This is a genomic window from Rhizobium sp. SRI_017 (assembly GCF_057586295.1).
The window spans coordinates 22,189-37,419 of record NZ_JBYCZP010000010.1 but is presented as its reverse complement, the minus strand read 5'-3'; the positions used below and the strand labels follow the sequence as shown (position 1 = coordinate 37,419).

The following is a 15,231-nucleotide window of genomic DNA, read 5'->3' as shown; positions in this document are numbered from 1 at the left end:
CAATACGCGCTCATTGCGGAAAAACGACCGTCGGCTTGCGTCGCGAAGGCGAAGGAAAATGACGCAACTGGCTCAGGCTCATTCCACCGGGCGGTGATGTCGTCAGCTCTCGGGTTCGGCGCCGCCGGCTGCAGTCCCACGCGCGATATAGTCCTCCAGCGCCGCGTCGATCTCTTCGGCGCGTGCGATCGGCTTGTAGTCTGCCAGCACCCGCTTCCAGATATCGTTTGCCCGGCGCGTCGCGTCCTTCGCGCCGTTTTCCGACCAGTTGCCGAAGTTGGAAAGGTCCGCGACGATCGGCTGATAGAAAGCGGTGCGATAGCGGTCCATCGTGTGCTGCGTCGAGAAGAAATGCCCGCCCGGCTGAACGTCGGCGATCGCGTCATAGCCGATTTCGGCGTCGCTTCCGGAGGTCGGGATGAAGAGCTCGGCAAAGGTCTGCAGCGCCTCAAGGTCGGTGATGACCTTTTCGTAGGACACGGAAAGCCCGCCCTCCATCCAGCCGGCCGCATGTATGCAGATTGTCGCGCCAGCAAGCACCGAGCCCCAAAGTGCGAACTGCGTCTCGTGGGCCGCCTGGCTGTCGTTAATATTCGCAGCCGAGCCAGCCCCCGAACGCCACGGCAGGCCGATATGGCGCGCCAATTGTCCGGCGCCCAGCGTTGCCTTGACATGTTCGGGCGTGCCGAAGGCTGGCGCGCCGGATTTCATGTCGACATTGGAGGAGAAGCTGCCATAGAGCACCGGTGCGCCCTTGTTGACGATCTGCGCCAGCGTGATGCCGGCAAGGGCCTCGGCGTGCTGCAGCGTAAGCGCACCCGCGACCGTGATCGGGGCCATGGCACCCGCCAGGCAGAACGGCGTGATGATCGAGAGCTGGCCGTGGCGCGCGAAATCGATGATCCCCCTTGCCATGGGAATGTCGAGCTGCCGCGGCGAATTGGTGTTGATGACAGTGTAGCAATGCGGATTGGCCCTGAACGTCGCGTCGTCGACGCCGCGCGCCAGCTTCATCATTTCGAAGGATTGTTCCGTCTGCCCCTTGCCGCGCGCATAAACGAAGGGAAATTTGTCGGATTTCGTAAGCTGCACCCGGGCAACGGCATAATGCCGATAGCGAACGTCGACATCCTGGGCCTCCACATAGGGCCCCTGGGCATGTAGGACATCATAACTCTGGACGATCTTCGTCAGGTCCTCGAAATCCTTCAAGGTTCCAGCGCGCCGGCCGCGATCGATGTCGGTGACATTGGGCGCGCCGCTGCCGGCAAGGAACATCATGGCGCCGAGTTCGAAGACCTGATCGCGCTCGGGGGCGCCGGATTTCACCTCGATCCTCCTCGGTGCCGAGGCAAGCGCGTGCTCGACTATCTCCCGCCCGATGCGGACCATCTGGGTCGCTTCATCGACCAGGGCGCCGGCCGCCGCATAATAGTTGCGTGCTTCCGGCAGCAAGACCTTGATGCCAAGATTTTCGAGAACCTTGAGCGCCGTCTCATGGATGGCAGAGATCTCGTCGTCCGACACCACCTTCTGCGGCGTGAAGGTGTTCTTGAGCTGGTTGTAGTTCGGGCGGCGGTCGACAAGGGGTGCGGTCCCGGAGCCATCCCGACCTCGTCTTCTGTCTCTTCTCGCCAGTCGAGCGCTGTCGTCCATGACCATCTCCCTCTCAAGACAAATGAAACCTACAATCTCTGTACAAATATGTCTAGAACGATTTTGTTCGAAAGCGTGCCATATTCACGGCATTCCCACGCTACAAAGAGACCTGAACCTTGCAAATATCTGCAGAATGAAGGACAGTAGTGTCCTGAAACATACAATTGAAGCAGCAAGACCGAATATGGCAGAATCTGGAACGCCGACTTTGGCCAAAGAGGCGAGGATCGCCCTCGACGAAAGTCTCGCCGGCGGAAAATCAACCAAGCTCGACTGGCTGAATCTTGCCATCGATGCGCTGATCAACGAGGGCATCGACCAGGTCAAGGTCCAGGTCATGGCGAAGAAGCTCGGCGTTTCGCGCTCGAGCTTCTACTGGTTTTTCGAGAGCATCCAGGACCTGCAGGACCAACTGCTCTCCCATTGGCTGACGCGTAACACCGGCCCGATCATCGAGCGCGCCATGCGGCCCGCCGGCTCGATTACCCGCGCTATCTGCAATGTGTTCGAATGCTGGGTCGACCCGAAACTCTTCGATCCCAATCTCGATATCGCCGTCAGGCTCTGGGGCCGCCACGATCCAAAGGTCCGTTCCATCGTCGAGCAGGCCGACGACCAGCGCGTCGACGCGCTGTCGAAGATGTTCAAGCGCTATGGCTATGCCGACGAGGACGCCTTCATCCGCGCCCGCATCCTCTATTTCACGCAGATCGGGCACTATACGCTGGAAGTGCAGGAAGCGCCGGCCGTGCGACTGTCCTACCTGCGCACCTATCTGCGCGGCTTCACCGGGGTAGAGCCCAGGACCGAGGACGTCGAAGCCTTCGAAAAATTCGCGGCCAGCCATAAAGCAACGCCATAGTCACTCCGTCAAAGACTGAAAGCTGCGCGGTGTGCAATCCGTGCAGCAACGCCACTTGAGAAACGTCAGTGTTGATGACAGGCCGGCTCCGATCGGTTGCGACGCCTCGTATCATCGCAAAACCGTAAGGCAATCCTCAGCCTGGAGGTAGGGCAGGCCAGGCTTCGGTAATCTTTCCCTTGGACAAGACGTGGATTCCGTCGAATTGCTGCAATACCGCCTCACTCTGTGTAGGGCGGAAAAAGGCGAACTCATCGGGTCTCAGGGCACTCGCTGCGGGCAGTGCCATCATCTGCTGGTTGGACGAAAGTCCCCAGATCCTGTTTTCCCGCATGCCCGGCGGGAAGATGGGTTTCGCCATCCACTTACCCCCATAGAGGAAACAGCCCTTTCGCGGAAAAAGGCCGGTCACCTGCATCAGGCTCGTGAGAAAGCGCGGTCCGGGCAAGCGCACCTCCTGCACTTTCAGCACAGGCGTGGCAATGAAGATGGCCGGCTGCAGGGCGTTGAGGGAATCGACGTCGAAATCCGTGGGTTTGACGAAGGCCGAGCCGACAGACACTTCATTGGCTGCGCCGCCATCGCGATAGACAAGGGCCGTCTTGCTGCCGCCGGTATTGACGATTTTGCGCGCACCATCCGGAAGCACCGACGCGAATGCCCCGACGCGCGAAGCAACCCTCCCCGCTTCGGCGGAGCCGCCGAACAGACGCGGAACCTCCGGAATATGCGCGTCGTATCCGACGAGACCCTCAATGGCGAGGCCCGTCTGTCCGACCGCGCGGGCGCAGGCAGCGGCGAGCGCTGCAGGCGTCGCGAATCCGCCGCGATGCATGCCGGTATCCACCTCGAACGCGATTCTGATTGTTTGCCCCGCGGCGCGGGCCAGGGCAGCATATTGGTCAAGACGCTCCAGACTATCGATCAGGAACACGCTGCGTCGAACCAGATCTGTGAACGCGTCAGGAGAGGCGAGCCGCATCCGCGCCGCCAGCGCTCCGACAGGAAGCGGCTTTCCATACAGGATGTCGATGGCGGGAAAGGCCGCCAGGACGGCGGACGTCGTCGGCAGATGGAAGCTCATGATCCGGGTTGTTCCGGTGCTTGCAAGAACACGGGCCAGCAAGGGAAGCGACGGCAGCGACTTGTCGACGAGCCGAAGCGCAAGACCGGGCGCGAGCCCACGTGCCACTGCTGCGACATTGGCATCGAACCTGTCGCGATCGAGAACGAGAACCGGACGAAGCAGCCCCGCCTCCACAAGTGCTTCGGAAAGCATCTGGAAATAGCCAGTGTCGCGCATCATTCAAGCCCGAGAAGCGTCGCAATATAGGGCGATACGAAGCGATTGTCGGGATCGAGTTCCCGCCGGATCTCCATGGCGTCCTTGAAGCGCGGATAGACAGCGGCGAGATCTTGCGCCGTCAAATTATGCATCTTGCCCCAGTGCGGCCGCCCGCCGCGCCTGCGAAACACGGCTTCCGCGGCGAGGAAGAAGGCCGCCGGATTTTCACCGGCGCCATGATGAACCGCGATCGAGCAGGTATCGCGTCGATAAAAGGGACTGAGCCAGAAGTCGTCGCCCTTCACACTTCGCACCTCGATCGGAAAATAGACCTCAGGGAAGCGCTTTTCGATCAGTTCGATGATCTCCGCCAATGCGCCGGCGCCTTCCTCGAAGGGGAGGTGATACTCCATCTCGTTGAACTTAGTCCGCCGGTCGGTGACATAGACCTTCATCCATTCCCCGACGAACTCCTCGTCGGAGAGCTTGGCCATGGCGCTGCCGATCAGCTTGCGCCTTATCCAGGGAAACCACTTGAGCAAGGTTCTCAGCGTTTTCAGCGTGGCCAGACCATCCTCGTCCTCAGACGTAACCTGGAAATGGCCGGCTGCGTCCGTCATGGCCAGTGTCTGGAACAATGCGTGACTGGCGAAGGGAACGACGAAGACTTCTGCCGACCGATGTGCTGCCATGAGCCCTTCGAAGCTCGCAAGCACCTCGCCAATCGGCACAACCGTGCGCTTGCGACGCAGGCGGTAGGCCGGGACGTTCTGGAACGTAACCTCTGTCAACGCTCCGAAAATGCCGAGTGTAACGCCTGTCGCGCATATCATTTCCTGCTCACGCTCAACCGAATAGTCGTGGCAAATGCCGCGACCATCGACCAGACGCATGCTCCTGATGAGCGTGTGATAAGCGCCCAGCCCAAGCCCGGAACCATGCGTCGCAGTTCCGAGCGCACCGGCAACCGACTGTTTGTCGATATCTCCCATATTGGGCAGCGCCTGGCCGATCCCGGCAAGCAATCCAGTCAGTTCACTGAGTTTGGTGCCGGCCCCGATCGTTGCCGTGATGGCCTCGTCATCGTGACTGCGCAATCCGGACAGAGCCGACAGGTCGAGGATCGTTCCCGACGTCGCCACAAGCGGCGTGAAGGAGTGGCCCGAACCGATGAGCCGCAAGGGTCCCCGCGCCGACAGGACGGCAGCCTTGACATCGTCTTCCGACCCCGGCCGAAGGATTGCCACAGGTTTGGCTTCGACGCTACCGGACCAGTTGCGCCACGACGAAGAGGCGGGCCGAACCGGGCTTCCTGCAGCATCATTCATTGTCGGTCCCCATTAATGCACAGGCTTGCTTACTTGCCATCACCCACAGAAAGCTGATACAATGTCAGCTTAAAATTATTGCGGTTTGCGCCCCCAGTTTGTCAACTTGAAAAGAGGAATCCGCCATTACGAACCGTCGGGAAACACTGCGCCGGCAGCCCCGCCAGGAGCGCAGCAGAGACCGCGTCGACGATATTCTGTCAGCGGCCATGACCCTGATCGGTGAGAAGGGCAGTGCAGCCCTGGCCATGCGCGACATTGCCAAGGCGAGCGGCATGCCGCTCGCGAGCGTCTACCACTACTTCCCAAACAGAACCGCGGTCATCGCGACGCTTTATGAACGCTATTCCGAGGGAACCCGTGCGATCATCGACTCGGCTCTGTGTGGCGTCGAGGATGCCTCGGGCATTGGCAGAGCTGCGGAAATGATCATCGGCGGCTACTATGATCGCGTTCGAAGCGATCCCGCCGTGCAGGATCTCCTCGACGCAGTCCGCGCAGACAAGGCGCTGCAGGATCTCGACCTCGAGGAAACCCGCCGGCAGGCCAACCAGTTCAGCCAGAAGACACTGGCCTTCCTGCCCCAACGTCACCGAGAGGAATACCCTCGCACCGTCTACCTGCTCTTTCAACTCGCCAGCGCGACCGTTCGTCTGGCTTTACATGAGAGCGAGGAAGAAGGCGCTATGTTCATCAGTGGCTATCGACATCTGATTCACGGTTATATCCACCAGATCGGACTGCCTTGATCGCAGTGACATTTCTTCAGCGGTCGACGATGGTTCTGTAACCGACCTCGAACTTCACGCTCACGAACGATGGCACATTGGGAGGCGGTCTGTGCGACAGCGGCCTGAGAGAACCGGCTGCCGAAAACTTGCTTGATCGAGTTAACCTGACACCAACTGCAGAACAGCTGCCATCTACATCATGAATCCCGTCGTTCCCGCAAAGGTAACAATTTTCGACGCCGTCGTGTGCTACCGTCACCTGGAACAGTTCTTGCTTATCATCGCAAGCACGACCATGTGGCCGGACATCGCTTTAATGAACCTCCACAACCTCGATATCAAGATGCTGCGATCACTGCTAAGTGTCGCCGAAACCGGCAATATCACCGAAACGGCCCGGCGCCTGGGCAGGACGCAGCCAGCAATCACTCTGCAATTGCAGCGCCTCGATGAGATCTGCGGCTTCAACCTGTTCCGCAACGATGGCCGACGCATGGTGCTGACACCAGACGGCACGCTGGTGCTTTCCTATGCCAAATCGATCCTGAGGCTGCATGACGAGCTGATGTCGCGGCTCGCGTCGCCGGATATCGAGGGCCAGGTCATTCTCGGCACGCCGGATCTTTATGCTTCCTTCCTCCTGCCATCAATCTTGGCACTCTTCAGGCGCGCTTTCCCGCGGGTCCAGGTCCAGCTGCAGTGTTCCCTCTCCACACCTCTGGTGCAATCCGTGCACCGGGGCGACGTCGATGTGGCGCTTGTCACCCGCATGAACAATTTTTCAGGCGGGCAGGTGGTGATGCAGGAACAACTTGTCTGGCTGACCGGCGATCATTCGCAGGCTCACGACGAGACGCCGCTTCCACTTGCACTGCTGCCGCCCGGCAACATCTATCGCGATCATGCCATCGACGCGCTGGAATCTGTGCAGCATTCCTGGCGCATCGCCTGCGTCAGCGAGAGTGTTAGCGGGCTGCAGGCTGCTGTTTTTTCAGGCATGGCGGTGACCGTTCTCGGCCGCAGTGCCCGCGTGCCGGGCATGCGCGAAATCGGCACCGGCCCGGATTTTCCACCGCTGCCGAAGGTCGATCTGCTCCTGTACAAAGCACCGGGGACGAAATCCCCGGCGGCCAACGCGCTGCATGAATATCTTGCGCATTACCTTGGCCTCGATCGCCAGGTCGGCCAGCCGGCGGAGATAGCCGCGGGCAAGTGACCTCAACGCCGCCCGACTAGGACAGCGCCGGCCTCGCGCCTGACCAGGGCCTTGCACGTTCCAGCATGGCCGCGGCCCCCAGCACCAAGTCTTCCCTGCCCCAAGGTCCAACGATTTGCAGGCCGATGGGGAGGCCGGACGAATCGAAACCACAGGGTACGGTCGCGGCGGGCAGGCCCGTCAGGTTGATGGGCCAAGTGAATGGCGACCAGCCGAGATGCGGATCGATGCTGCGACCCGCAACGCTGTCCACACCCAGCGTTCCGGCCGCAAAGGCGGTAACGGCGACCGTCGGGGTCAGCAGCAGATCCACCTGTTCGAACAGCTCGACGAACTGGCCGCGCAGCTTCGAGCGCAGATGGGTGGCTGCCATGTAATCCGTGCCGCTGAAGCTGCGGCCCTGGTCGATCACCGCGCGGAACTCGGCATCCGATTGCGCGAATGCGCTGTCGGCCCGCGTGCCCACGGAGGATGCCTGTTCCGTGAAGGCGATGGGCTTCAGCACCCGCGCGAGAACCTCAGGATCGAGCGCAATGGCCGCGTCGATCGTCTGCCCGCCGATCGCCACCAGGGCGCCGGCCGCGTCGGCAAACGCGCGCGCGACTTCCGCGTCGACTGCGGCGTAGCCCAGATCCGGGGACACGGCAAAGCGGAGCGGGCCGGCAACAGCGCTCTTGCCGTAGTCTGGCAGCGCCAGGTTGAGCGAGGCGGCATCGCGATTGTCGTAGCCGGCGATGGTCTTCAGCGTTAGCGCAGCGTCGGCCACGGTGCGGGTGATCGGACCTGTATGGGCCAGCGAACCCCAGGATGGCGGAAAGAAGCCCGGCGCGCGCGATACCAGACCGAATGTCGGCTTCAGACCGAACACGCCGCAGAAGGATGCGGGCACCCGGATCGAACCGACGCCATCGGTGCCGATCGCGATCGGACCGGCGCCGGCTGCGACCGCCGCGGCCGCGCCGCCACTCGAACCGCCGCTGGTCCGACCGGGATGCCAGGGGTTGCGGGTGATGCCGCTTACCGGGCTGTCTGCCGTCAGCTTGTAGCCGGATTCACAAGTCGTGGTCTTGCAGGTGGGGATGGCGCCGGCCGCCTTCAGACGCCGAACGACTTCGCCATCGACCTGCGGAACGAAGTCGACATAGGACGGCGCGCCGCCCTTGGCGGGCGCACCGGCGACGAAGACGAGATCCTTGATGGTGACCGGAATGCCCTCCATCGGCCCGACGCCGTCGCCGCTGCGATAGGCTTTCGCGGCCTTCTCCGCAGCGGCCCGTGCCGTGTCGAAGAGATCGGTCACCATGACGTTGCAGACGCCATCGACGCGTTTGAGCGTGGCGATCGTGTCCTCCATCACCTCGACAGGGTCGAAGCGCCGGCTTCGGTATCCGTCCAGCATTTCGGTCGCCGAAAGACGCGCGAGCTCTCCCGGCGCGGATACCGCACCAGCCATTTCCGGGGCCTTGTTCATTGTCACTCCTTGAATGCCGGCATGCGAGCGGCGGGCGCCCGCATCATGTCTGGCGCGATTTCTGGCGCGATCAGACCAGTTCGAGGGCGAGGGTGACCGCGCGGCGGGCCATCACCATCACCAGATTGGCGCGGTACTCCCGGTCGCCGTGAAGATCCGACATCAGGTCAGTGGCATCGATGGAAATCCGTTCGAGGACGCCTGGACTGAAATCGCCGTCCAAGGCCGCCTCCGCATCCGCGACACGAAAGACCGATGGCCCGACGCCGGTTACCGCCACTCGCACACCGCTGCCAGTCCGGGCGACGAAGACACCGGCCAGCGCATAACGCGAGGCTGGATTGGGAAACTTGCAATAGGCGGCAGCCCTCGGCACCGGAATGCGGAATCCGGTGATGATCTCGCCCGGTTCGAGCGCAGTCTCGAACATGCCGAGGAAGAAGTCGTCCGCCGCGATGCTGCGGCGATCGGTGACGATGTCGGCGGCAAGCGCGAGGATCGCGGCGGGATAATCCGCCGCGGGATCGCAATTGGCAATCGAGCCGCCGATCGTGCCGCGATGGCGCACCTGTTGGTCTCCGATCCGCGAGGCCAAGAGCGCGAGGCCGGGTATCGCCGATTTCACGATGTCCGAACTGGCGACGTCGGCATGCCGGGTCATGGCGCCGATGACCAGCGTCTCACCTTCGCGGGAAATGCCCTTGAGCGAGGCAATGGCGCCGAGATCAATGATTGCCTCAGGCGTGGCCAGCCGCTGCTTCATCGTCGGCAGCAGGGTCATTCCGCCGGCGAGCGGTCGGGCACCGTCGGATGCACCCAGCATGGCAACGGCTGCCGCGACGCTCTCCGGCCGCTGATAGTCGAATGGTCTCATCGGTCTTCTCCTATTCGGCAGCCATGCGGGCACGGGAGTTGCGGATCACGTTCCAGATCCGGCTCGGTGTCGCCGGCATATCGACATGGGCCACGCCAAGCGGGCGCAACGCGTCGACCACCGCGCTGATGACGGCGGCGGGCGAGCCGATCGTGCCGCATTCGCCGCAGCCCTTCACGCCCATCGGCGTGTGGGCGCAGGTGGTGGAATGGGGTTCGATCACCAGATTGGGCAGGTTGTCGGCCCGCGGCATGCAATAGTCCATGAAGGAGCCGGACAGCAGCTGGCCCGCCTCGTCGTAGACGCCGTGTTCAAACAGCGCCTGTCCGATACCCTGGACGATGCCGCCCTGCAACTGGCCCTCGACGATCATCGGATTGATGATCGTGCCGACATCGTCGACAGCCGTATAGCGTTCGAGCGTGACGATTCCGGTATCAGGATCGATCTCGACCTCGCAGAAATGGGCCCCACCGGGATAGGTGAAGTTCACGGGGTCATAGTAAGCCTGCTCCTCCAGCCCCGGCTCAAGCGTCTCGAGCGGGAAATCGAACGGCACATAGGCTGCACCGGCGATCTCCACGAAGCTCTTCTTCCTGTCGGTACCGGCAACCGAAAATTCGCCGGCCTCGAAGATGACGTCCTCTAGCGCGGCCTCGAACTGGTGGGCGGCGATCTTGCGGCCCTTGAGGATGACCTTGTCGCTCGCCTTGTTGAGCGCCGATCCGCCGACCACCAGCGAGCGCGAGCCGTAGGTGCCCATGCCGAACTGCACCTTGTCGGTGTCGCCGAAGACGATGTCTATATTCTCGAACGGCACGCCGAGGCGTTCGGACACGATCTGGGCGAAGGTCGTCTCGTGCCCCTGGCCATGGTTATGAGTGCCGATCAGCACGGTGATGGCGCCGGATGGATGGACGCGCACCGTTGCGCTCTCATAGAGGCCGCCACGCGCGCCGAGCTGGCCAGCCATTCGCGACGGCGCCAGACCGCAGGCCTCGACATAGGTCGAGATACCGAGGCCGCGATACTTGCCGCGCGAAGCGGCTTCGCTGCGGCGCTGCTCGAAGCCGGCGACATCGGCCAGCACCTCGGCCTTGTCGAGGCAGGCTCGCGGATCGCCGCTGTCATACTGCACAAGCACAGGCGTCTGATAGGGATAGGCCTCGGCCGGGATGATGTTGCGCTTGCGGATCTCGATCTTGTCGATCCCCATTTCGAGCGCGGCCGTATCGACCAGACGCTCGACGACGAAGGTCGCTTCCGGCCGGCCGGCGCCGCGATAGGCATCGACCGGCACGGTGTTGGTGAACACCACCTTCACCTCGCAATAGATCGACGGGATCACATAGACGCCGGAGAGCAGCGGCGCGTAGAGGTTTGTCGGAATGTTGGGGCCGAAGGTCGAGAGATAGCCGCCCATATTGGCATAGGTATGCACGCGCATCGCCAGGAACTTGCCGTCGGCATCGAGCGCCAGTTCGGCCTCGGTGACGTGATCGCGGCCATGGGCATCGGAAATGAAGCCTTCCGAGCGCGAGCACACCCATTTGACCGCACCCCCGAGCTTGCCGGCGGCCCAGGTGACCACCGCCTCTTCGGCATAGTGGAACTGCTTCACACCGAAACCGCCGCCGACATCGGGGGCAACGACGCGCAGCTTGTGCTGCGGAATATGCAGCACCATCTCGCCCATCAAGAGACGCACGACATGCGGAAACTGGCTGGTGGTCCAGAGCGTGTACTGGCCGTTGGCGAAATCATATTCGCCGATCGCCGCGCGCGGCTCCATCGGGTTGCCGACGAGACGCTGGTTGACGAGTTCGATGCTGGTCACATGCGCGGCCTGGGTGAAGGCGGCATCGACGGCGACCGCGTCGCCCAGATCCCAGTCACAGCAGAGGTTGTTCGGTACGTCGTCATAGAGCTGCGGCGCGCCGGGCTGCAAGGCCTCGACCACGCCCACCACTGGCGTGAGAACCTCATAATCCACCGCGACGAGTTCTGATGCCGCTTCCGCCTGCTCCAGCGTCGCAGCGACGACGAAGGCAACGGCATCGCCGACATAGCGCACCTTGCCCTGCGCGAGCGGCGGATGCGGCGGCTCGTTCATCGGATTGCCGTCCTTGCCGCGAATACCCCAGCCGACCGGCAGGCCGCCGACATTGTCGGCCTTGAGATCCTCGCCGGTGTAGACCGCCTTGACGCCCGGCGAGGCCATGGCGGCCGAAATGTCGATGGAAAGGATGTTGGCATGCGCATGCGGCGAGCGCACGAACACGCCCATCGCCATGTCAGGCCGCTTGATGTCGGCGACATAATTGCCGCGTCCGGTGACGAAGCGAAGGTCTTCCTTGCGCTTCGGCGATCGTCCGATACCGATGACGTCTCCCATCTTGCAACCTTCCCTACGATGCGTTGCGCATGGCGGCAGCGCCAGCGATCACGGATTTGACGATGTTCTGGTATCCCGTGCAGCGACAGATGTTGCCTTCGAGCCACTCACGGATTTCGGCTTCGCTCGGATCGGGATTGCGGGTGGCGAGATCGATGGAGCTCATCAGCATGCCGGGCGTACAGAAGCCGCATTGCAGGCCGTGGTTCTCGCGGAAAGCCGCCTGCATCGGATGGAGCGCGCCGTTGCTGGACAGACCCTCCACTGTGCGCACATTGGAGCCATCGACCGAGACGGCGAGCAGTGTGCAGCTCTTCACCGACTCGCCGTCGAGATGGACGAGACAGGCGCCGCACTGGCTGGTGTCGCAGCCCACATGCGTCCCGGTGAGCGAGAGAGTTTCACGGATCAGCTCGACCAGAAGCGTGGACGGATCGACATCCACCTTCACCGGCTTGTCGTTGAGGACGAAGTCTATTTCCATGTCGTGGCTCTCCGGTTACGCCAAAAGCTGGGTTCGTTCGATCGGCCACACCGCCATGACGCGGTCGCCGACCTTCATGCTGTCCTCGAAGAAGCGTCGCTCCGGCACATAGGCGACGAATTCTTCCTCGCCGGCCGCATCCATCATCACTTTCACGAAGTTGCCTTGATATTCGATGCCGAGGATCGTGCCCGGCACCGAAGTCGAATCCGGCGGCAGGCCTGCTGGCTCGCCCACGGCCAAAAGCTCAACATCGTCTCGACGAACGGCGATGTCGAGGGCCTGGCCGGTCTCGATCTTCCTGCTGTTGCTCAAGGGGATGACGACGTCGCTGAACATGGATCCCGACATTTTCGCGCGCCGGCCGTTGACATATTCCACCTTGCCGGACAGCACGTTCTGACCGCCGAGGAATTCGGCGACGTAGCGATCCTTCGGGCTTGCGTATATCTCGCGTGCCGGTCCCGCCTGGCGGATCTGGCCTTTGTCCATGACGACGACCAGGTCGGCAAGCGCGATCGCCTCGAGCTGGGTATGCGTGACATGGATGAAGGTGATGCCGAGGTCCTGCTGCATGCGGCGCAGTTCGGCCCGCATGCGGATGCGGAGATGCTCGTCGAGCGCCGAGAGCGGTTCGTCGAGCAGCAGCACGCGGGGCTCGGTGATGGCGGCGCGGGCGAGCGCCACGCGCTGCTGCTGGCCGCCCGAAAGCTGCGCCGGCAATCGGTCCGCAAACTCGCTGAGCCGAACCTTTTCGATCATCGCATCGGTCTTGCGATAGCGGTCGGCCTTGTTCAGACCGCGCACCCGCAGCGCAAAGGCGATATTGTCACGGACGTTCAAATGCGGAAAGAGCGCATAGCTCTGGAACATCATCGCCGTGCGCCGCTCGACCGGCGCCAAGCCGACGACATTTTCGCCGCCGATCAGGATCTCGCCGACCGTCGGATCCTCATGGCCCGCAATCATCCTGAGGATCGTGCTCTTGCCGCAGCCCGACGGGCCGAGCAGGCAACAGTAGGCGCCGTCCGATATCTTCAGATTGATACCATCGACGGCGTAGACCTGGCCGTCATAGCTCTTGGCGATGCCCGCAAGCTCGATATCGCCTTTTCCGGTCTTCATGCTCTTCTCCATGTCAGTGTCCGCCAACCGGCGTGGCACGGCGGCGCTGCAGCCAGGCGATTGACCCCAGGCTCACGCCGATGATCAGGAAGGACACGACTGTCGACACGGTGCCGAGCGCATAGAGCGACGGCGAGGTGACGTTGAGCGTCATGCTCCAGATCTCGAGCGGCAGCGTGTTGAGCGGACCCGCGGTCTGCAGCGTGCGGGCAAACTCGTCGTAGGACAGCGTGAAGCCGAACAGCGCCACCGCGATGATCCCGGGCATCAGGATCGGCAGCAGGACAAGCCGCACCGTCTGCAGTGGCGTGGCGCCGAGATCGCGGGCGGCCTCGTCCCACTGGGTGTTGAAGCGAGACATGACAGCAAACATCACGAGCACGCCGAAGGGCAGCGTCCAGGACAACTGCGCGCCGAGCGCCGAAGTGTACCAGCTGGCCTCCATGCCGAGGAATGTGAACAGCAGGCCAATGCCGATTCCGAGTACCAGGCCGGGTGCTACCAGGCTGCCGATCATCAGGTAGAAGACGAACGTGTCGCCCTTGAAGCGTCGCCGGAAGGCCAGCCCTGCCATGAAGGAAAAGATCACCGTGATGATGGTGACGAGCACCGCCAGCATGATCGACCGCTGAAAGGAACCGCTGACATCACCGGCACGGGACTGCATGAACAGTTCCTCGAACCAGTAAAGCGAGACACCGCGCATCGGGAAGACGAGGCCACCCTTGAGGTCCTGGAACGACAGGATGTAGATCGAGAGCATCGGACCATAGAGGCCGATGACGTAGAGCGAGAAGAACCCGGCCAGCGCATAGAAGGTCCATGGCCTGCCTGAGGCACGGGGCCGGATGGCCGAGGAAATGGCGGGCATCGGCAGGGCGGCGGCGATATCGCTCATCGGATGATCTCCTTGCGAATGTCCACGAAGCGCAGGATGAGGGCGACCATGATCATCACCAGCACCGTGAGCACGATGGCGCTGGCGGCGGCGCTCGGATATTGCAACACGCCGATATCCTCGTAGAAGGCACCGACCACCGAGGCCGTGCCGCCGCCGGACATGACCTTCACCACGAAGAAGTCACCCATGACGATCGACACAACGAAGATGGCGCCGAGAGCGATGCCGCTCTTGGACATGGGCAAGATGATCATGCGCATGATGTCGAGCCGGCTGGCGCCTGCATCGAGGGCAGCCTCGACCACGCGCTTGTCGATCCGCGCCATCGAATTGAAGATCGGCACGATCATGAAGATCGTCAGCTGGTGGACATAGGCGACCACGACCGAGAAGGACGAATAGAGCAGGAATTCGAGCGGCTCGCCGATCAGATGCGCACCCATCAGCCCGGAATTGATCAGGCCTTCCTTGCCGAGCAGCGGGATCCAGGAAATCATGCGGATGATGTTGGACGTCCAGAACGGCACGGTGCAGATCAGGAACAGTCCCATGGCAAGGAGCTTGTTCCTGACATGGAACACGAGGAAATAGGCGACCCAGAAGCCGATGATCGCGGTGAAGACCAGCGTGAACAGCGTGAACTTGATCGTCTCGAAATAGAGGTTGAAGGTCAGCGAAGAGGTGAAGACGGTGATGTAGTTCTCGAGCGTGAAGACCGGAAACAAGCCGCCGAACCCGTCGGTCTCCATGCAGCTCGCGGCAAGCACCACGGCGATCGGCACGAGAAAAAACGGTATGAGCACCAAAAGCAGGGGCAGGACATTGAGCCAGCCCGTGAGGTTTCGGCCAAGTTTCATCGTAGTCTCCGCAATTCTCTGCATCCTGAATGGATATCCCGCC

13 protein-coding genes are annotated in these 15,231 nt (G+C 62.2%); 3 read left to right on the top strand and 10 right to left on the bottom strand.

The window, feature by feature from the left end; translation table 11 throughout:
- Positions 1-102 precede the first annotated feature (102 nt).
- On the bottom strand, positions 103-1,662 hold the full coding sequence (locus tag AC2YI2_RS21105) for a trimethylamine methyltransferase family protein (RefSeq protein WP_487388462.1): 1,560 nt from the start codon (positions 1,660-1,662) through the stop codon (positions 103-105).
- A gap of 181 nt (positions 1,663-1,843) precedes the next feature.
- Between AC2YI2_RS21105 and AC2YI2_RS21100 the strand changes: the two genes are divergently transcribed.
- Complete coding sequence (locus tag AC2YI2_RS21100) at positions 1,844-2,521, top strand: TetR/AcrR family transcriptional regulator (RefSeq protein WP_487388461.1); 678 nt, start codon at positions 1,844-1,846, stop codon at positions 2,519-2,521.
- A gap of 136 nt (positions 2,522-2,657) precedes the next feature.
- Here the strand turns inward: AC2YI2_RS21100 and AC2YI2_RS21095 are convergent, their stop codons facing one another.
- On the bottom strand, positions 2,658-3,824 hold the full coding sequence (locus AC2YI2_RS21095; RefSeq protein ID WP_487388460.1) for an alanine racemase: 1,167 nt from the start codon (positions 3,822-3,824) through the stop codon (positions 2,658-2,660).
- On the bottom strand, positions 3,824-5,134 hold the full coding sequence (locus AC2YI2_RS21090; RefSeq protein ID WP_487388459.1) for a D-arabinono-1,4-lactone oxidase: 1,311 nt from the start codon (positions 5,132-5,134) through the stop codon (positions 3,824-3,826). The genes AC2YI2_RS21095 and AC2YI2_RS21090 overlap by 1 nt, the downstream gene beginning before the upstream one ends.
- Before the next feature lie 125 nt (positions 5,135-5,259).
- On the opposite strand from AC2YI2_RS21090, the gene AC2YI2_RS21085 reads away from it, so the two are divergent.
- Positions 5,260-5,883 carry a TetR/AcrR family transcriptional regulator gene (locus AC2YI2_RS21085; RefSeq protein WP_487388650.1) on the top strand — a complete coding sequence of 208 codons (624 nt, stop codon included), beginning with the start codon at positions 5,260-5,262 and terminating at the stop codon, positions 5,881-5,883.
- Between the two features lie 298 nt (positions 5,884-6,181).
- Positions 6,182-7,081, top strand: coding sequence for a LysR substrate-binding domain-containing protein (locus AC2YI2_RS21080; protein ID WP_487388458.1), 900 nt, complete (start codon positions 6,182-6,184; stop codon positions 7,079-7,081).
- Positions 7,082-7,097: 16 nt separating this feature from the next.
- On the opposite strand, the gene AC2YI2_RS21075 is transcribed toward AC2YI2_RS21080, so the two are convergent.
- From AC2YI2_RS21075 to AC2YI2_RS21045, 7 genes are all read right to left on the bottom strand, one after another.
- Positions 7,098-8,552, bottom strand: a complete 1,455-nt coding sequence (locus AC2YI2_RS21075; RefSeq protein ID WP_487388457.1) for an amidase — start codon at positions 8,550-8,552, stop codon at positions 7,098-7,100.
- A 70-nt stretch (positions 8,553-8,622) separates the two neighbouring features.
- Positions 8,623-9,426 (bottom strand): FAD binding domain-containing protein, encoded by an 804-nt coding sequence (locus AC2YI2_RS21070; RefSeq protein WP_487388456.1) that lies wholly within the window; start codon positions 9,424-9,426, stop codon positions 8,623-8,625.
- A gap of 10 nt (positions 9,427-9,436) precedes the next feature.
- Entirely contained in the window at positions 9,437-11,821 is a 2,385-nt protein-coding gene (locus tag AC2YI2_RS21065; protein WP_487388455.1) for a xanthine dehydrogenase family protein molybdopterin-binding subunit, read from the bottom strand.
- Positions 11,822-11,834: 13 nt separating this feature from the next.
- Positions 11,835-12,305 (bottom strand): (2Fe-2S)-binding protein, encoded by a 471-nt coding sequence (locus AC2YI2_RS21060; protein ID WP_487388454.1) that lies wholly within the window; start codon positions 12,303-12,305, stop codon positions 11,835-11,837.
- 15 nt (positions 12,306-12,320) lie between these two features.
- The gene (locus AC2YI2_RS21055; RefSeq protein ID WP_487388453.1) at positions 12,321-13,430 is read right to left on the bottom strand and encodes an ABC transporter ATP-binding protein; all 1,110 of its coding nucleotides are present in this window, start codon (positions 13,428-13,430) and stop codon (positions 12,321-12,323) included.
- A 13-nt stretch (positions 13,431-13,443) separates the two neighbouring features.
- Entirely contained in the window at positions 13,444-14,328 is an 885-nt protein-coding gene (locus tag AC2YI2_RS21050) for an ABC transporter permease (protein ID WP_487388452.1), read from the bottom strand.
- Positions 14,325-15,188: an ABC transporter permease gene (locus AC2YI2_RS21045; RefSeq protein WP_487388451.1), complete on the bottom strand. Its 864-nt coding sequence runs from the start codon at positions 15,186-15,188 to the stop codon at positions 14,325-14,327. The genes AC2YI2_RS21050 and AC2YI2_RS21045 overlap by 4 nt, the downstream gene beginning before the upstream one ends.
- Between the last annotated feature and the right edge of the window lie 43 nt (positions 15,189-15,231).